The 17,847-nt window shown below is 62.4% G+C and carries 16 protein-coding genes and 1 riboswitch; of the genes, 6 read left to right on the plus strand and 10 right to left on the minus strand.

Annotated features, from left to right (window positions below; translation table 11 throughout):
- Positions 1 to 19 precede the first annotated feature (19 nt).
- From CQ002_RS12395 to CQ002_RS12420, 6 genes are all read right to left on the minus strand, one after another.
- The gene (locus CQ002_RS12395) at positions 20 to 1,015 is read right to left on the minus strand and encodes an esterase-like activity of phytase family protein (RefSeq protein WP_105161562.1); all 996 of its coding nucleotides are present in this window, start codon (positions 1,013 to 1,015) and stop codon (positions 20 to 22) included.
- Positions 1,015 to 2,922, minus strand: coding sequence for a DNA topoisomerase IV subunit B (gene parE / locus CQ002_RS12400; RefSeq protein ID WP_034105746.1), 1,908 nt, complete (start codon positions 2,920 to 2,922; stop codon positions 1,015 to 1,017). The genes CQ002_RS12395 and parE overlap by 1 nt, the downstream gene beginning before the upstream one ends.
- A 45-nt stretch (positions 2,923 to 2,967) precedes the next feature.
- The gene (locus CQ002_RS12405; protein WP_105161561.1) at positions 2,968 to 3,576 is read right to left on the minus strand and encodes a YqiA/YcfP family alpha/beta fold hydrolase; all 609 of its coding nucleotides are present in this window, start codon (positions 3,574 to 3,576) and stop codon (positions 2,968 to 2,970) included.
- 204 nt (positions 3,577 to 3,780) lie between these two features.
- Positions 3,781 to 4,596: a 3',5'-cyclic-AMP phosphodiesterase gene (gene cpdA, locus CQ002_RS12410; protein WP_034105750.1), complete on the minus strand. Its 816-nt coding sequence runs from the start codon at positions 4,594 to 4,596 to the stop codon at positions 3,781 to 3,783.
- A 97-nt stretch (positions 4,597 to 4,693) separates the two neighbouring features.
- On the minus strand, positions 4,694 to 5,143 hold the full coding sequence (locus CQ002_RS12415; protein WP_012721893.1) for a DUF1249 domain-containing protein: 450 nt from the start codon (positions 5,141 to 5,143) through the stop codon (positions 4,694 to 4,696).
- Positions 5,134 to 5,751 carry an NUDIX domain-containing protein gene (locus CQ002_RS12420; RefSeq protein WP_034105753.1) on the minus strand — a complete coding sequence of 206 codons (618 nt, stop codon included), beginning with the start codon at positions 5,749 to 5,751 and terminating at the stop codon, positions 5,134 to 5,136. Before CQ002_RS12420 ends, CQ002_RS12415 begins: the two co-directional genes overlap by 10 nt.
- 193 nt (positions 5,752 to 5,944) lie before the next feature.
- Between CQ002_RS12420 and CQ002_RS12425 the strand changes: the two genes are divergently transcribed.
- Positions 5,945 to 6,691, plus strand: coding sequence for an RsiV family protein (locus CQ002_RS12425; RefSeq protein ID WP_034105755.1), 747 nt, complete (start codon positions 5,945 to 5,947; stop codon positions 6,689 to 6,691).
- Here the strand turns inward: CQ002_RS12425 and cytX are convergent.
- Both cytX and thiC read right to left on the minus strand, forming a co-directional pair.
- Entirely contained in the window at positions 6,660 to 7,949 is a 1,290-nt protein-coding gene (cytX, locus tag CQ002_RS12430) for a putative hydroxymethylpyrimidine transporter CytX (RefSeq protein ID WP_105161560.1), read from the minus strand. The two genes, CQ002_RS12425 and cytX, sit on opposite strands and share 32 nt — an antisense overlap.
- A 165-nt stretch (positions 7,950 to 8,114) precedes the next feature.
- A complete protein-coding gene (thiC, locus tag CQ002_RS12435) occupies positions 8,115 to 10,019 on the minus strand; it encodes a phosphomethylpyrimidine synthase ThiC (RefSeq protein WP_105161559.1) in 1,905 nt (634 codons plus the stop codon).
- Between the two features lie 148 nt (positions 10,020 to 10,167).
- A riboswitch (TPP riboswitch) is annotated at positions 10,168 to 10,273 on the minus strand.
- A 196-nt stretch (positions 10,274 to 10,469) separates the two neighbouring features.
- Here thiC and CQ002_RS12440 point away from each other — a divergent pair.
- A complete protein-coding gene (locus CQ002_RS12440) occupies positions 10,470 to 11,909 on the plus strand; it encodes a TolC family outer membrane protein (RefSeq protein ID WP_105161558.1) in 1,440 nt (479 codons plus the stop codon).
- A gap of 58 nt (positions 11,910 to 11,967) precedes the next feature.
- Here the strand turns inward: CQ002_RS12440 and waaA are convergent, their stop codons facing one another.
- Positions 11,968 to 13,245: a lipid IV(A) 3-deoxy-D-manno-octulosonic acid transferase gene (gene waaA, locus CQ002_RS12445; protein ID WP_105161557.1), complete on the minus strand. Its 1,278-nt coding sequence runs from the start codon at positions 13,243 to 13,245 to the stop codon at positions 11,968 to 11,970.
- A 23-nt stretch (positions 13,246 to 13,268) separates the two neighbouring features.
- Entirely contained in the window at positions 13,269 to 14,159 is an 891-nt protein-coding gene (locus tag CQ002_RS12450) for a LysR family transcriptional regulator (protein WP_034105763.1), read from the minus strand.
- 102 nt (positions 14,160 to 14,261) lie between these two features.
- Here CQ002_RS12450 and CQ002_RS12455 point away from each other — a divergent pair, with 102 nt between their 5' ends.
- From CQ002_RS12455 to CQ002_RS12470, 4 genes are all read left to right on the plus strand, one after another.
- Positions 14,262 to 14,597 carry a multidrug efflux SMR transporter gene (locus CQ002_RS12455; protein WP_105161556.1) on the plus strand — a complete coding sequence of 112 codons (336 nt, stop codon included), beginning with the start codon at positions 14,262 to 14,264 and terminating at the stop codon, positions 14,595 to 14,597.
- A 142-nt stretch (positions 14,598 to 14,739) separates the two neighbouring features.
- Complete coding sequence (locus CQ002_RS12460) at positions 14,740 to 15,909, plus strand: FAD-binding oxidoreductase (protein WP_034105767.1); 1,170 nt, start codon at positions 14,740 to 14,742, stop codon at positions 15,907 to 15,909.
- Positions 15,906 to 16,718 (plus strand): aldo/keto reductase, encoded by an 813-nt coding sequence (locus tag CQ002_RS12465; protein ID WP_034105769.1) that lies wholly within the window; start codon positions 15,906 to 15,908, stop codon positions 16,716 to 16,718. The genes CQ002_RS12460 and CQ002_RS12465 overlap by 4 nt, the downstream gene beginning before the upstream one ends.
- Before the next feature lie 41 nt (positions 16,719 to 16,759).
- On the plus strand, positions 16,760 to 17,719 hold the full coding sequence (locus CQ002_RS12470; protein WP_034105771.1) for a hypothetical protein: 960 nt from the start codon (positions 16,760 to 16,762) through the stop codon (positions 17,717 to 17,719).
- Positions 17,720 to 17,847: the final 128 nt, after the last annotated feature.

Genomic DNA, 17,847 nt, shown 5'->3' on the forward strand with positions numbered 1-17,847 from the left:
AATTCAAAAAAGGGATGGCTCATGGCTGGGCGCTCCAGCCGCCAGCAGGGGCGGCGAAACGGTAGACCACGGGGCGCTTTTCACCATCGGCACGCGGGCCGAAATTGTTGTCGATGCCCAGCCAGGCACCGTCGGCGTCCACTACCAGGGCTTCGGCCAGGCCATAAGCCTGGGGGTAACGCCGCTCGGGCGTCAGCGTTTCATCGGCAAACGACCAACACAGCTCGACCTTGGCCGTGACCGCATCACGCCGGCAAATCTGGAACGCATTGCGTTCAAGGGTAAACAGCTTGCCGTTGAACAACGACAGGTCGGCAAAATCCTTGGACACGGCCTTGGGATTGGTGAACTTGGCCGGCTGCATCTCCTGGCCCGCCTCACTCAGCAGTACGCAGGGGCCCTCACAGTCCCACAGGCTCTGCGGACGCTTGATCGAAATCAACCCGCGTCGCTCGCGTTCGGCCGCCAGCCAGATCTGATTGCCCTCAGGGTTGATCGCCAGGCCTTCAAACAAAGCATTGAAGTGCAGCAACATGCCGCTGGCCCGAGCCTCTCGCACCATGCCCGGCGCGATCTTCAACCACTCAGGCGCCCCTGTGACTGGCACTTGAAGCACCGCCGCATGGGCTTCGCTGACAAGGTAGCGATTACCGGCGGCATCGCAGGTGATGCCTTCAAAATCCAGGTCGCCACCGCGAATGAACGAGGCCGCCTTGGTGCGCGAACGCAAACCCCATGGCAACCCCGACTCCGGCACCGGCGGCACCTCGATCTGCACCGCTTCGGCCTGCCAGGTCGGTGCACTCACATCCAGGCGATAGATCTGGTCGTCATCACGGTCGGAGACCGTCCACAATTCCTTGCCACACAGTGCCAGGCCCGACAGGTTGCCGCCGCGCATGCCGTCCACCGGGTGTTCGGACACCCGCTTGAGCTCAGCCACGGGCACGGCGACCACTTCGGTGGTCACCAACCCGCTCAACATCAGGATCGCCAGGGCGAAACCTGTGCGCATCAGCCCAGAACCTCGGCCAGGTTGCCTTTGGATTCCAACCAGGACTTACGGTCGGGCGCGCGTTTCTTCGCCAGCAGCATGTCCATCATTTCCGAGGTTTCGGCGAAGTCTTCGCCCAACGTCAATTGCACCAGGCGCCGAGTGTTCGGGTCCATGGTGGTTTCGCGCAGTTGCGGCGGGTTCATTTCACCCAGGCCTTTGAATCGCGTGACCTGTGGCTTGCCACGCTTCTTCTCGGCCACCAGGCGATCAAGGATGCCATCGCGCTCGGCGTCGTCCAGGGCGTAGAAAATCTCCTTGCCCAAGTCAATACGGTACAGCGGCGGCATGGCGACATAGACATGACCGGCGTCCACCAGCGGGCGGAAGTGCTGGACGAACAGCGCACACAGCAGCGTGGCGATGTGCAGGCCATCGGAGTCGGCGTCGGCGAGGATGCAGATCTTGCCGTAGCGCAGCTGGCTCATGTCCGCCGCGCCTGGGTCAACGCCAATGGCCACGGCGATGTTGTGCACTTCCTGGCTGGCCAGGACTTCGCTGCCATCGACTTCCCAGGTGTTGAGAATCTTGCCGCGCAACGGCAGGATCGCCTGGAACTCCTTGTCCCGCGCTTGTTTGGCGGAACCGCCGGCGGAGTCACCCTCCACCAGGAACAGCTCGGAGCGCATCGGGTCCTGGCCAGCGCAATCCGCCAGTTTGCCGGGCAATGCCGGGCCCTGGGTGATGCGCTTGCGTTCGACCTTCTTGCTGGCCTTCAGGCGTCGGCCGGCGTTGTTGATCGCCAGCTCCGCCAGGGCCAGGCCCAGTTCAGGGTGCTCGTTGAGCCACAGGCTGAAGGCATCCTTGACCACACCGGAGACAAACGCCGCCGCTTCACGGGACGACAGGCGCTCCTTGGTCTGGCCGGAGAACTGCGGCTCCTGCATTTTCATCGACAGCACGAAGGCGATACGCTCCCACACGTCTTCCGGCGCCAGCTTCACGCCACGCGGAAGCAGGCTGCGGTATTCGCAGAATTCGCGCATGGCATCCAGCAAGCCTTGGCGCAAACCGTTGACGTGGGTGCCGCCCTGGGCCGTCGGGATCAGGTTGACGTAACTTTCCTGCACGCTATCGCCGCCTTCCGGCAACCACAGCAGCGCCCAGTCCACAGCTTCTTTATTACCGGCCAGGCTGCCGCAGAACGGCTCGTTGGGCAGGCGCTCGAATTCACTGACGGAATCTTCCAGGTACGAGCGCAGGCCGTCTTCGTAGTGCCACTCGACTTTCTCGCCGGTGCCTTTGTCTTCAAAGGTCACCAGCAGGCCCGGGCACAACACGGCCTTGGCCTTGAGCACGTGCTTGAGGCGGCTGATGGAGAATTTTGGCGAATCGAAGTATTTCGGGTCCGGGGCGAAGTACACGCTGGTGCCGGTGTTGCGCTTGCCAACGGTGCCGATCACTTCCAGGTCCGTGGCCTTGTAGCCATCGGCAAAGGTCATCTGGTACTCGTTGCCGTCGCGCTTGACCTTCACCCGTACCAGCGTGGACAGGGCGTTGACCACGGAAATACCCACACCGTGCAGGCCACCGGAGAACTGGTAGTTCTTGTTGGAGAACTTCCCGCCGGCGTGCAGCTTGGTGAGGATCAGCTCGACACCCGGCACACCTTCTTCCGGGTGGATATCCACCGGCATGCCGCGACCATCGTCGGACACTTCCAGGGAGTGGTCTGCGTGAAGAATGACATGCACCGACTTGGCGTGCCCGGCCAAGGCTTCGTCGACGCTGTTGTCGATGACTTCTTGGGCAAGGTGGTTCGGCCGACTGGTATCGGTGTACATGCCGGGGCGTTTGCGCACCGGGTCGAGGCCCGAGAGGACTTCGATGGCGTCGGCGTTATAAGAGCTAGCGCTGGGAGTGGCCATGGGGTCTCGTCGTGAGTCGTTCGATTAAAAAGTGACCTGCGATTTTTACAATGAGCAAAAATCGAAGGATTGATACTGATCTGCGCCAATGCCGGCAAAGCTCAACAACGCCGGCAATTGCTGGGCGAACCCCTGGTAACCATGGTCGCCACCGGCCTGGATGCGCAAGGCACAGGCCCGGTAATACTGTTGGGCGAGGCGATAATCCAGGGTTTCATCCCCGGTCTGCAACCACACCTGGTACCGCGCGGCATCCTGGGGAGCCGGTACTTCCAGCTCGGCCAGCGCCGCGACGTGGTCGTGGGTCAGTTCCCAGGTTTCATCGGTGTAGAGGTTCTTCTGGGTGCCCAGGTAACCGTCGAACATCCGGTGAGGGCTGACCGCCGGGTTCACCAGCAGCGCCTTGAGGCCATGGCGTTCGGCAAGATGGGTTGCATAGTAGCCGCCGAGTGAGCTGCCGACCAGCAGTGGCCGCCCCAGTTCAGCGATTGCCGCCTCGAGCTGGGGAATCGCCTGGCGGGGATGGTGATGCAAGGCCGGAACGCGCAGTTGATCGGCTAGGCCGAGGGTGTCCATCACCGTCATCACCTGGCTGGCCTTGTTCGACGCCGGCGCACTGTTGAAACCGTGGATATACAGGATCGAAGCGGACATGCCGGGCTCTCCATGCTTGCGCCAAAAACGCGCAGTTTACAGGGATCGGAGAGGTGTGTGACGCCCTCTATCTGAAGGACATACAAGATCCACCGTGGGGGCTGGCTTGCCTGCGATGGCGGTGGCTCCATGACACACGTACAGACTGGCACACCGCTATCGCAGGCACGCCAGCGCTCACATTCAGGTCAGGGTGTACAGCCGTTAATAGCCGTTGCTGCCGTAATCGACGGTGAAGGTGAAGCCCTGGAGCCGCTCTACCCCAGTCTCCAACCGTCCGTCGGCATGCAGGCGCAGCCAACGGTAACCCGGCGCCTGGTCACTGACCTTGAACGCTTCGCTGCCCGGCGCGAACTGGATGCAGGTGGACGGCGACGCCAGCAAGCGCACGCCATTGCGCTCGCGGTCGATTTCCTGGTGCACGTGGCCCCACAGTACGGCCCTGACCTGTGGAAAGCGGTCGAGCACGGCAAACAAGGCTTCCGGATTGCGCAGCCCAATAGGCTCCATCCACGCGCAGCCAATGGACACCGGGTGATGGTGAAAGCACACCAGGTGATGGCGGCCTGGCGCCTCGCTCAAGGCTTGGGCCAGCAGTTGCAACTGGCTATCCTGCAGGTAACCGGGCACAGAGCCGGGTACAGCGGAGTCCAGCAGGGTGACGCGCCAGTTGCCGATATCGACCACCGGCTCCAGCAGATCACTGTGCACGGCGGCGTGGGCCATGATCTGCGGTTCATCGTGATTACCGGGGATCCAGCGCGTCGGGGCACCAATGGGCGCGGTCATGTCGCGAAATTGCTGGTACGACGCCAGTGTGCCGTCCTGGGACAGATCCCCCGTGGCCAAGACCAGGTCGATCCGGGGCTGCTGCGTGCGCACCAACTCGATGACGCCCTGCAGGCTCTCACGTGTGTTCATGCCCAGCAGCGTGCCTTCAGCTTCTGCAAACAGGTGGCTGTCGGACAATTGCACCAGCAATGCCGGTGCATCGGGACTTACGGTGGATACGCTCGACAAGGCGCTCTCCCAAGGCAATCACAGGAAATGGTCGTTCGGCGTGATTATGCTGGGCAGGACACAAAGAGGAAACCCGGGAAGCAGACACAGTTCACATCTACCGCACAGCTTCGAACTCGTGGCCGAGGGCCAGGCAGTGGCTCAACCATTCACCGAGGAACACATTGAGCTGTGCTTTCTCATCGGGCTGGTGCATGAACACGTTCGGGTAAGGATAGATGCTGCGAAAGCGGCGCGCATGTTCGGCGCTGATCACTTCGGCCATGCGCGCGTCGTGGTACACCTGCACTTCCAGTTGCGGCACCGGCAGCCACGGCAGGCTGTGCTCCTGGCGCACGCGCAGGGTCGTGGTATAGGGGCAGTTGACGATGACTTCCAGGGCGAGCACGCCGAGCATCTGGTCGCCGTGGGTCACGCCGATGCGCCGCGCCTCGGGGGCGTGACGCATGTCGGGGAGCAGGCGCATCAACCGCGCATAGTTGGCCTCGCAAGCCGCTTGCAGCCCGATCAGGTCGACTCGATAACGTTCCCGTGCCTTTACTGCCATAACCCCCTCACTTCCGCGCGATTAAGCGCAAGCCATTGCAGGGCGATGATGCTGGCTGCATTGGAAATTTTGCCGTCACGCACCGCTTGCAGGGCGTCTTCGAACGCCCATGCGGTGACGCGGATATCTTCAGCTTCTTCTTCCAATCCATGGACGCCACCCGCGCCCGAGCTGTCGCAACGGCCCAGGTACAAGTGTACGAATTCGGTACTGCCACCGGGTGACGGAAAATACTGGGTGATCGGCCACAGCGCGGAGAACGTCAGCCCAGCTTCCTCCTCGGCTTCGCGGTGTGCAACCTCCTCCGGTTCCTCATCCTTGTCGATCAGGCCGGCGACCATTTCCACCAGCCATGGGTTGTCGGTACGGCCCATGGCACCCACGCGAAACTGTTCGATCAACACCACTTCATCACGCTGCGGGTCATAGGGCAGCACGCACACGGCATCGTGACGAACGAAGACTTCACGATTGATCACCCGGCTCATGCCCCCCTCGAATTTCTCATGGCGCAGTTGCACGCGGTCAAGCTTGTAGAAACCCTGGTAGGCATTATCGCGCTGAACAATCTCGATCTTGCTCGGCGTCGATTTAGCTAAGTCCGTCATGTCCCATCCTCGTTAAGCCTGCGCAATGGGCGCCATCCTAACGCGCTCAAGCCTCTAGATGCAGCCCCTTTCCAGTTGCCGGGATAGACGGCGGGCGTCAAACTCTCTCTAATCAGCTTAGCGGCGAACTGACTGCCTTGCCGGTAGTCGAAGCTGCACAAATTTCGCTCTTATCGCTAGACGAAGGACATCCATGTCGCTCTTAAAAATCGCCTCTGTGGCCTGCATCGCATTGACCCTGGGTGCCTGCCAAAGCCTGTTTCAACCGAGCTATCGCGCGCCGCTGGAAGCCACTCGCGACGCCACTGAGCAAAGCAAGCCCGACTGCGCCAGCGCCGACTGCCCACTGGTGAACATCGACACCGTGCACTTTGCCAAGGAACCCAAGCTCGACGCCCTGATCGAACAGCGCCTGCTGGAAATGACCCGCACTTCCCCAAGCGCGCCGCTGCCGACAAGCCTGGAAACCTACCGCGAGCAGTTCCTGCAAACCGCCGCCCCGCGTAACAGCATGTACTTGCAGGCCAAGGTACGCGAGCAGCATGACGGCTTGGTGATCATCGAATTGTCGAGTTACCTGGACCAGGGCGCTACTCATGGTGAGCCAGGGCGTGCGTTCATCAACTATTCGCGCCAGCAGCAAAAAGCCCTGACCCTCACCGACATGTTGTTGCCCGGCAAGGAAGACGCGTTCTGGAAAGCCGCCCAGGTGGCCCACAACAGCTGGCTGATCAGCACCCGCCTGAGCCTGGAGCCGGAGTACGTGAAGACCTACCCCTTCCAGAAAACCCCGAACGTGGCACTGACCTATGGTGGCGTCATCCTCAAGTACCCCACCAGCACCATCGCGCCGTACGCCCTGGGCCACGTCGAGCTGCAGATCCCGTACTCACGCCTGGAAGGCATCCTCAAGCCTGAGCTGGTGCCGACGCGCCGCTGAAGCGCCGCCCCAGGATGAACTGCAACAGCCCTGCCAGCACCAGTGCCGGCAGGGTCGCGCCGATGTCCGGGTACAGGTTGGCCAGCAGGTGGTAAGTCGCAATCCCACCCAGCCAGGCCAATAACGCCGGCCAACGCAGACTGGCGATCGCGCCCTGGCCTCGGCGACGCACAATGAAGTGATCCACCAGCACCACGCCGAACAACGGCGCAAACACCGAACCGATCAGCAGCAGGAAGTTCTGGTACTGGGCCAACGGTGCAAAACAGGCGATCAGGGTGCAGATCACACCGATGGCCAGGGCCAGGTGCTCGACCTTCAAGCGCAACAGTATCCCGCTGGACACCGCCGCCGAGTGGATATCGGCGAAGGCGTTTTCCGACTCGTCCAACAGGATCAGCAACAGCGGAATGCCCAGGCCCGCGCCGGCCAAGGCCAGCAACAGCGCATTCACCTCTGCGCTCGGCGCAAACGCCAGGGTGTAGGCCACGCCCAGGCTCATCAGCCAGAAGTTACCCATAAAAAAGCCCAGGGCGGTGCCGCCGAACACGTTTTTCGCGCGTTTGCCAAAGCGTGAATAATCGGCAATCAGCGGCAGCCACGACAGCGGCATGGCAATGGCGATATCGAAGCCCACCGCAAACGGCATCGAGCCGTCACCGGGCCGGGCCCAGAGTGCCGCGAGGTCAGCCTTGGCGAACAGATTCCAGGTCAGCCACAGGCACGCGGCGAGCAACAGCCAGATCCCCCATTTGCGCAGGATCTGGCGCACGAAGGTCAGTGGGCCACTGACGGCGAGCAAAGTGGCCAGGCCACCAAAGAACAGGGTCCACAACAGTGGGCTGGCCAACAGGCTGCCGTCGTTGAATGCCCGCGTGCCCAACAGGCTGGCCGCGTCGCGCATCACGATGATTTCAAAAGAGCCCCAGCCGATCAGCTGCAGCAGGTTGAGCAGCGCCGGCAGGCTCGCGCCCTTGGCGCCCAGGCTGAGTTTGAGGGCGGCCATGGCGGACAGGCCGGTGTCGCTACCGATCACGCCGACGGCGGCCAACAACAAGACGCCAACCAGGGTGCCGAGGAAGATCGCCAGTAGAGACCCGGACAAACCCAGGCCCGGCGCGAGCAGTGCGCCGGTTTGCAGGACCATCAGCCCGATGCCGAGGGAAAACCACAGGGAAAAGAGGTCGCGGGCGCCGAAGACTCGTTTGTCTCTCGGCACGGCGATATCGGGGGAGTAAGTGCTCGGTTGAATGCTCAAGGGTGTTATCTCTGAGGAACATTTTTTGTTTGGGAGATCGCTATCGCGGGCAAGCCCGGCTCCCACAGGGGACAAGCTGTGGACACAAAAGCGGCGGACAACTTGATCAACGGTGGGAGCCGGGCTTGCCCGCGATGACGGCGGTGCAGGCACCGCCGCCTCGAATCAGACCTTCTTGTAGAGCTGGCTACCTTCCTGCTTGAACCGCTGCGCCTGCTCGGCCAACCCCTTGGCCACGTCCACGTCCACGGCTTCAATTCGCTGGTTGGCCGCGTACTCACGCACTTCCTGGGTGATCTTCATCGAGCAGAACTTCGGCCCGCACATCGAGCAGAAGTGCGCGACCTTCGCCGAGTCCTTCGGCAGGGTTTCATCGTGGTACGAGCGCGCGGTGTCCGGGTCCAGGCCGAGGTTGAACTGGTCTTCCCAACGGAACTCGAAGCGCGCCTTGCTCAAGGCGTTATCGCGAATCTGCGCGCCCGGATGGCCTTTGGCGAGGTCCGCCGCGTGCGCAGCGATCTTGTAGGTGATGATGCCGGTCTTCACGTCATCCTTGTTCGGCAGGCCCAGGTGTTCCTTGGGCGTGACGTAGCAAAGCATGGCGCAACCGAACCAGCCGATCATTGCCGCGCCGATGCCGGAGGTGATGTGGTCATAGCCCGGTGCGATGTCGGTGGTCAACGGGCCGAGGGTGTAGAACGGTGCTTCGTCGCAGCACTCGAGCTGCTTGTCCATGTTCTCCTTGATCAACTGCATCGGCACGTGGCCCGGGCCTTCGATCATGGTTTGCACGTCGTGCTTCCAGGCGGTCTTGGTGAGTTCGCCGAGGGTTTCCAGCTCGCCGAATTGTGCCGCGTCGTTGGCGTCGGCAATCGAGCCAGGGCGCAGGCCATCACCGAGGGAGAAGCTGACGTCGTAGGCCTTCATGATTTCGCAGATTTCGTCGAAATGCGTGTAGGTGAAGTTCTCTTTGTGGTGCGCCAGGCACCACTTGGCCATGATCGAGCCGCCACGGGACACGATGCCAGTGACGCGCTTGGCAGTCAGCGGCACGTAGCGCAGCAACACGCCGGCGTGAATGGTGAAGTAGTCAACGCCCTGCTCCGCCTGTTCGACCAGGGTGTCGCGGAACAGCTCCCAGGTCAGGTCTTCTGCGGCACCGCCAACTTTTTCCAGGGCCTGGTAGATCGGCACGGTGCCGATCGGCACGGGCGAGTTGCGGATGATCCACTCGCGGGTTTCATGGATGTGCTTGCCGGTGGACAGGTCCATGACCGTGTCTGAACCCCAGCGAATGCCCCACGTGAGTTTCGCCACTTCTTCTTCGATGGACGAACCCAGGGCGCTGTTGCCGATGTTGCCGTTGATCTTCACCAGGAAGTTACGGCCGATGATCATCGGTTCCAGTTCGGTGTGGTTGATGTTGGCCGGGATAATGGCGCGGCCTCGGGCGATTTCTTCGCGCACGAATTCCGGGGTGATGATCTTCGGCACGCTGGCGCCGAAGCTGTGGCCGGCGTGTTGCTGGTCGAGCAGGCCACTGGCGCGGGCTTCTTCGAGCTTCATGTTTTCGCGGATGGCGACGTATTCCATCTCGGCGGTGATGATGCCTTTGCGCGCGTAGTGCATCTGCGTGACGTTGGCACCGGCCTTGGCACGACGCGGGTTTTTCACGTGGGCGAAGCGCAACGCGGTCAGTTCGGCATCGCTGAGGCGCTGCTGGCCGAAGTGCGAGCTGAGCCCCGTAAGGCGCTCGGTGTCGCCACGCACCTCGATCCACGGCGAGCGCACATCGCCCAAGCCTTTGCGCACGTCGATGATCACATCGGGGTCGGTATAGGGGCCGGAAGTGTCGTACACGGTGACTGGCGCGTTGAATTCACCGCCGAAATCGGTAGGCGTTACGTCCAGGCTGATTTGTCGCATCGGTACACGAATGTCCGGACGGGTGCCTTCTACGTAGATCTTCTGCGAACGGGTAAACGGCTGTACAGAGCCGGAGTCGACCTTGGCCGATTCACTCAGGTGCACGGTATTTTTTGATTTTTGGCTTTTTAATTCGGTGCTCATCACGGGCTCTCCAACTATCCAGGCGGTGGATTTTTGTCGGAGCGAACCTGTGACGGATGGACGCACTGAAAGCAGTGCTGTGCTTGGCGCACGAGGGTTGTTCAATTGTCGAACAACATCCCGGACGAAGCACAAGAGGACTCGCCGGGTGACGAGAAATCTTGTTCCCTACGCAGGCGCTAACCTGATCAGGTTCAACGGGATCCGGTATTTACCGATCTCAGCCTTCCAACAAGGCACCCCGACAAGAACGGAGCCAGTCTAGACCATGCCGCGGGCAAATTGCCAATACCGGTGCATTCAGCGTGATGAATGGCGTGATTGCGGGATTGTTGCGCCGGGTCAGCGCCACTACACTCGGTTGCCGCCACAATGCTTGACGCCAGGAATGGCCAGCCTTAGCCTTGGGCGCTAAATTATCACCGTAATATTCAAACTAGGGATCGCCTCATGCTGCGCAAACTTTCACTGGCTCTTGCCGTGTCTTGTGCGACCAACGGAATGGTCTGGGCAGCTGAAGCGCCCTTGTCCGCCAAGACTGACTTGGTCAGCGTCTACCAGGAAGCGGTGGACAACAACGCCGACCTGGCGGCTGCCCGCGCCCAGTATGGCGCGCAAAAGGAAGTGGTGCCCCAGGCCCGCGCCGGCTTGTTGCCCAACCTGTCGGGCGGTGCCGATATCAACAACGTGCGCACCCAGATCGACACGCCGGCCGCCACCGCCAACCGCGACGCCCACTCCTGGCGCGCGACCTTGAGCCAGCCGCTGTTCCGCGCCGATCGCTGGTTCCAGTTGCAGGCGGCCGAGGCCACCAACGAGCAGGCTGCGCTGCAACTGTCGGCCACCGAGCAGAACCTGATCCTGCAAAGCGCCGAAAGCTACTTCGCCGTGCTGCGCGCCCAGGACAACCTGGCCTCGACCAAGGCCGAAGAAAACGCCTTCAAGCGCCAGCTGGACCAGTCCAACGAGCGCTTCGACGTGGGCCTGTCGGACAAGACCGACGTACTGCAGTCCCAGGCCAGCTACGACACCGCGCGCGCCAACCGGATCCTGGCCCAGCGCCAGGTGGAAGACGCCTTCGAAGCGTTGATCACCCTGACCAATCGCCAGTACAACTCGATCCAGGGCATTGTCCACACATTGCCGGTGTTGCCGCCGCTGCCGAACGACGCCAAGGCCTGGGTTGAAACCGCCGGCCGCCAGAACCTGAACCTGCTCGCCAGCAACTACGCCGTCACCGCCGCCGAAGAAACCCTCAAGCAACGCAAGGCCGGGCATGCCCCGACGCTTGATGCGGTGGCGCAATATGAGAATGGCGATAACGACGCCCTCGGGTTCAGCAACCCGAATGCCTTCGGCACGCCCTATCGCGGCGATGTGGAACAACGCACCATTGGCCTGCGCCTGAACATCCCGATCTACAGCGGCGGGCTGACCAGCTCACAAGTGCGCGAATCCTACTCGCGTCTGGGCCAGACCGAGCAGCAGCGCGAAGGCCTGCGGCGCCAGGTGGTGGAAAACACCCGCAACCTGCACCGCGCGGTGAACACCGATGTGGAACAGGTACAGGCACGCCGCCAGTCGATCATCTCCAACCAGAGCGCGGTGGAAGCCACGGAAATCGGTTACCAGGTGGGGACGCGCAATATCGTCGACGTGCTGGACTCACAACGCCAGCTCTATGCGTCGGTGCGCAACTACAACAACAGCCGCTACGACTATATCCTCGACAACCTGCGCTTGAAGCAAGCGGCAGGCACCCTGAACCCAGGCGATCTGCAGGACCTGGCGCGCTATCTCAAGGCTGACTACAACCCGGACCGCGACTTCCTGCCGCCGGACCTGGCCAAAGCAGCCGCCGAACAACTCAAGGCCCGCCCAGGTTACTGAGCACACTGCACACCCATAGGGGAGCGGGCTTGCTCGCTCCCTCATTTGATGCCTGATGTCAGTGATTGAGAAGTTTTCCCAAGCCCTCCAGCAAACGCTGCAACGCGCCCTGGTTGGCCTGCATCACCTTGAGACCTGCCTGCGCCATCGTGCGCGCATCCTGCGGCAGCTCGAACAATTGCCGTACGGCTTCGGCCAACCCTTCAGCGTCGTCCACCTCTCGCAACGCACCCGCTTCACGCATCATCGCGGTGATCTCGAGGAAGTTGAACACGTGCGGCCCCATGATCACGGGCAGGGCCAGCGCTGCCGGCTCCAGCGGATTATGCCCACCGGTCGCCACCAGGCTGCCACCCACGAAGGCGCTGTCGGCCAACGCGTACAGAAACAGCAACTCACCCATGGTGTCGCCGAGCAATACCGACGTGTTCGCAGTGACGGGCTCGCCAGTGGAGCGACGCACCGTGGCAAAGCCTTGCTGCTCACACAGGTCGAACATCGGGCCGAAGCGTTCCTGGTGACGCGGCACCAGGATCAACAGCCCGTTGGGGTAGCTCTCGAGCAACCGACGGTGGGCCGCCAGCACCACCTCATCTTCACCCTCATGGGTGCTCGCGGCGATCCACACCGGACGCTCGCTGGCACCCCATTGCTCACGCAACGCAGCAGCACGCGCCGTTAACCCTGGGTCAATGGTCAGGTCGAACTTGATCGAGCCGGTGACTTCGACGGTTTCCGGTCGAGCACCGAGGCTCAGGAATCGTTGGGCTTCGGCCTGCGTCTGTACGGCGAACAGGCTCATTTGCGACAGCATCGGCGCGGTCAGCTTGGCAAAGCGCGCGTAGCCCTTGGCCGAGCGCGCGGACAAGCGCGCATTCGCCAGCGCCACCGGGATCCCGCGCTGGGCGCAGGCATGAATATGGTTGGGCCACAGTTCGGTTTCCATGATCACCGCCAGTTTCGGCTGCACGCGATCGAGGAAACGCTTGGCGGCGCACGGCAAGTCATACGGCAGGTAGCAGTGCTGGATACGTGGCTCATTGGCAAACAACGCCTGGATACGCTCGGAACCGGTCGGCGTCATGCAGGTGATGGTGATCGGCAACGTCGGATAACGCGCCAGCAACCCGCGCACCATCGGCGCGGCGGCAATGCTTTCGCCCACCGACACGGCATGCACCCAGATCCCGCCCGGCTGCATCACCGGCAAGCCATAGGAGAAGCGCTCGCTGACGCGCTTGGCATAGGCCGGCGACTTGCGTGCACGCAGCCACAGACGTAAAGCCACCAACGGCAGCGCCAGGTAAAACAGACAGCTGTAGAGAGTTCTATTCATGGCGGCGGAGTTTATCGGCTTTTTCAGTCGATCGCCTGCAAGCACTCGGCAAATCGTTTGGCCAGGAAGCGTGCGGCGGGCCCCAGGTGCTCATCGCGCCGCCAGACCAACTCGACCACCAGGGCCGGCGGCGTCCATTCGCTGTCCAGCTCCACCATCTGTTGCTGATAGGTCGGATACTGCACGATATGCCGGGGCAGCCAGGCCCAGCCCAAGCCACTCATCAGCCATTCGGCCAACACGTAGAAACTGTCGGCGCGCCACACCAACGGGCTTGCCGCTTCGCTGCCGGGGTAGACGCTGGTCTGGGTCGACATCAGCAACTGGCGGAACTGCGCCAGCCGTTGGCAATCCACGTACTTTTCCCGGGCCAGCGGGTGGTTCACACCGCACACCGTGACCATCTCGACGCTGCCGACCACGCGCCGCTCCAGGGCTTCGGGGATCTGATCGTGATAGAACAGCAAGCCCAGGTCAGCCTTGCGCTCCACCAACTTGCGGGCCACATCGCCCTGGGCCGCGCTGGATAACTGCACCTCCAACAATGGGTATTGCCCCGCCAGTGCCTCCAGGCTGTCGAGCACCGGCTGGAACAACATGGCTTCATCCTGGGCCAGGCGCAGGCAAGCCTCCTCGCCGCGCGTCAATGACAGCGCCCGGCCATTGAGCCGTTCACACTGGCGCAACACTTCGCGCGCCTCCTCCAGCAGCACGCTGCCGGCCTCGGTCAGTCGCGGCTGGCGGCCGCTGCTACGCTCGAACAGGCTCACGCCCAGGTCCGCCTCCAGCATGGCAATCGCGTTGCTGACCGCCGATTGGGCCTTGCGCTGCTGGCGCGCCACCGCGGAGAACGAACGCTGCTCGGCGACGCTGACAAACAGGCGCATCTGCTCCAGATCCCACTGCACGCTCATGGCTTAACCCATCTCTAATTCGGATAGGTAATGACTTTACCCCATCTGAGTAAACTCTAGAATGCCAGCCTTGACTGATTGCCCTACCCCGAGGATTGCCCCATGAACGCCGCTTACTGCTACCTGGCCATTGCCATCTGCTCGGAAGTGATCGCCACCGTTTCCATGAAAGCCATCAAGGGCTGGAGCACACCGATCCCGCTGCTGCTGGTGATCGTCGGCTACAGCGTGGCGTTCTGGATGTTGACCCTGGTGGTGCGCACCGTGCCGGTGGGCGTCGCCTACGCGGTGTGGGCCGGGATGGGCATTGTCATGGTGAGCATCGCGGCGCTGTTTATCTACGGGCAGAAGCTGGATATTCCGGCGATGCTGGGGATGGGCCTCATTGTGCTTGGGGTCGTGGTGATACAGCTTTTCTCGAAAACAGTAGGACATTGAGGCAATTGCCAGCCTCGAGCCTCACGCTACATGCCACACGAAAAAAGCAACACGACTCGCCTCCAACGTGGCACTTGCAGCTAACACCTTGTCGCTGCGCGCTATACTAGGCCCCCTTTTCTACCCATGAGGTCCAGCGCGCATGCCTATTTCCACCGACGTTCTAATTGTCGGCGCCGGAGTTGCCGGCCTCTGGCTGAATGCGCGCCTGCGCCGCCAGGGGTTTTCCACCGTGGTGGTGGAAAGCGCCACCTTGGGTGGCGGGCAAAGCGTGAAGTCCCAGGGCATCATCCACGGCGGTGCGAAATACGCCCTGCACGGCGCCCTCACCGGCGCCTCCGAAGCCATTGCCGATATGCCGCGCCGCTGGCGTGAAGCGCTGGCGGGTAACGGCGAGCTGGACCTGTCTGGCGTGCGCTTGCTGTCCGAAGCGCATTACCTGTGGTCCCCCGGCACTCTCGCAGGCAACCTCACCAGCTTTTTCGCCAGCAAGGCTGTGCGCGGTCGCGTGGATCAGGTCAAGGGCGACGACCTGCCCCCAGCGCTGCAAGACCGCCGCTTCAAGGGCAAGGTCTATCGCCTGGCGGAATTGGTCATCGATGTACCGAGCCTGATCGCTCGCCTGGCGCAACTGGCCGGCGACGGCTTGCTCGCCGGGCAACAGATCGAACCGTTGCACGACGGCGACACACTGGTGGGCCTGAAGGTCGACGGTCGCGAGATTCGCGCCCAGCGCATCGTGTTGAGTGCCGGCGCAGGCACGGCTGAACTGCTCGCCGCGCTGGGCCTGAGCCAGCCGGCCATGCAGAAGCGTCCCTTGCACATGATCATCGCCAAGGGCCCCGGCCTGAAGCCGCTGTATGCGCACTGCCTGGGCGGCGGCACCAAGCCGCGCATTACCGTCACCACCCACCCGGCGGCCGATGGCAACTGGGTGTGGTACATGGGCGGCGACATTGCCGAAGCCGATGGCGTGGCGCGCACACCCCAGGAACAGATCGCCACGGCCCAGAAAGAGCTGGCGCAATTGCTGCCGTGGATCGACATGAGCCAGACCCAATGGGCCACCCTGCGCGTCGACCGTGCCGAGCCACTGCAATCGGGCCTCACCCGTCCCGATAACGCCTTCATCGCCGAGGAGGGCCGCCTGCTGGTGGGCTGGCCGACCAAACTGGCGCTGGCGCCGGACTTCGCCGACCGAGTCATCACCCATCTAGAGCGTGATGGCATCCGCCCAAGCGCCAGTGAGCCCCTGCCCGACCTGCCAAAACCCGCCATCGGCGTACCTGCCTGGGAGCAACTGTTGCCATGAGCCTGCCCACCCTGCACGACCTGCATCGCCCCCTGGGCAGCACCGGCCTGATGGTGTCACCGCTGGGCCTGGGCACCGTCAAGCTGGGTCGCGACCAAGGGGTCAAATACCCCAGCGGCTTCCAGATCCCCGGTGACGACGAAGCGCGCATGCTGTTGCGCCAGGCCCGCGAGCTGGGGATCAACCTGATCGATACCGCACCGGCCTATGGCATGAGTGAGGAGCGCCTGGGGCCGCTGCTGCGTGACCAGCGCAAGGACTGGGTGATCGTGAGCAAGGTCGGCGAAGAGTTCGAAAATGGCGCGTCCAGCCACGACTTCAGCGCAGCGCACACGCGAATGTCCATCGAGCGCAGCTTGAAACGACTTGAAACTGATTTTATCGACCTGGTGCTGGTGCATTCCGACGGCAACGACCTGCACATCCTCAACGACTGCGAGGTCTACCAGACCCTGGCGGCGCTGAAACAGGAAGGCAAGATCCGCGGTTTCGGCTTCTCCGGCAAAACCGTGGAGGGCGGCGTGAAGGCTCTGGAACAAGGTGATTGCGCCATGGTCACTTACAATCTGAACGAACAGGCCGAGAAAGCCGTCATTGATTATGCAGCGGCACACGGCAAGGGCATCCTGGTGAAAAAAGCCCTGGCCAGCGGCCATGTGTGCCTGGAGCCGGGAATGGATCCAATTCGGGCCAGTTTCACGTTGTTGTTTGCGCAAACGGGCGTCGCCAGTGCTATTGTCGGGACCATTAATCCGCTGCACCTGGCCCATAACGTGGCGACCGCTGCCCAGGTCATTCGTCAACTCTGATGCCGCCGACGCGGCCGACCCCGTCGCAAGAAGGAGCCGACATGCCGCGAACGCTCATAAGAAAGAACCCCAGCAACTTTAAAACACTGCCGCTGCACGTCGAAGCCACCCCCGAGGGCCTGAGCTACCAGAGCGTCGGCATGCCGCTCAATTTTGCCCAGACCCTGCAACGGCGCAAGCCAGTGGAGGTGTCCGACCCCGAACGTTTCGCACTGGAACTGGCCAACCTCGGCGTGTCGGTACGACTGACCCTGCATTGGCAAAACAAGGATTACTGGGTGCTGGTACGCCAGCGCCGCCAGGACCGTGGCGACGTGGTGCTCAAGTTGATCTCCGGCTATGTGCCCGCCCATGAACTGAACCTGCCGCTGCACACCGCCATCCAGGAAATTGCCGAAGAATGCCTGCTGGAGACGCCGGAAGGCTGGCTCGGCGGCCGCTTCAATGACACCTGGTTGCCGGCGCCCTACTCTGCCGCGTTGCATTACCGCGAAGCCCTGCCCTTCCGTCTCAGCCCGCTGTCCGGCGCCGCCCGCCCGGTGCGGTGCGCCACTACCCAACTGATCGAACGCCCGCGCGCCTATGTGCACCTGCCCACCGCATCGCTGCAATTGATTTACGACCTGCGCCTGGAAGTACCCAAGGAAGCCAAATCCCTCAGCCTGTTCCATGTGGATGAACGCCTGGAAGGCGACCAACTGGTCGCCCGCCTCGACCGCCAGCGCCCGGACCTGTACCTGATGCCGCTCAAAGACGGCCAGCCGCAGGCCGAGTTGTACACCGTCAAGAAAGACCAGTTGTACCCCGCGAGCACACGGGGCTTGTACCTGGCGGAAAGCTTCGCCCAGCAGGAAGGGTGGCTGGTGCGTGAGGAGCGGATCCGCTGGAAGGACTGGCTACGCCAGCAGGGCCTGGCAGCGCCGGAGAAAGAATCGAAATTGAAGCGCCTGGCACAGCGAGTGTTGCGCAAGATTGTGCCGAAGAAGAAGGCAAAGGCTTGAAACAAAACTGATGTGGGGGGGGCTGGCTTTTGTGGGAGCTGGCTTGCCTGCGATGCGGGGACCTTGGTGCATCATGTAGACCGAGGAGCCCCTATCGCAGGCAAGCCAACGCCCACATTTGATTGCAT

This window comes from Pseudomonas sp. MYb13, assembly GCF_002980075.1.
GTDB classification, from domain to species: Bacteria; Pseudomonadota; Gammaproteobacteria; order Pseudomonadales; family Pseudomonadaceae; genus Aquipseudomonas; species Aquipseudomonas lurida.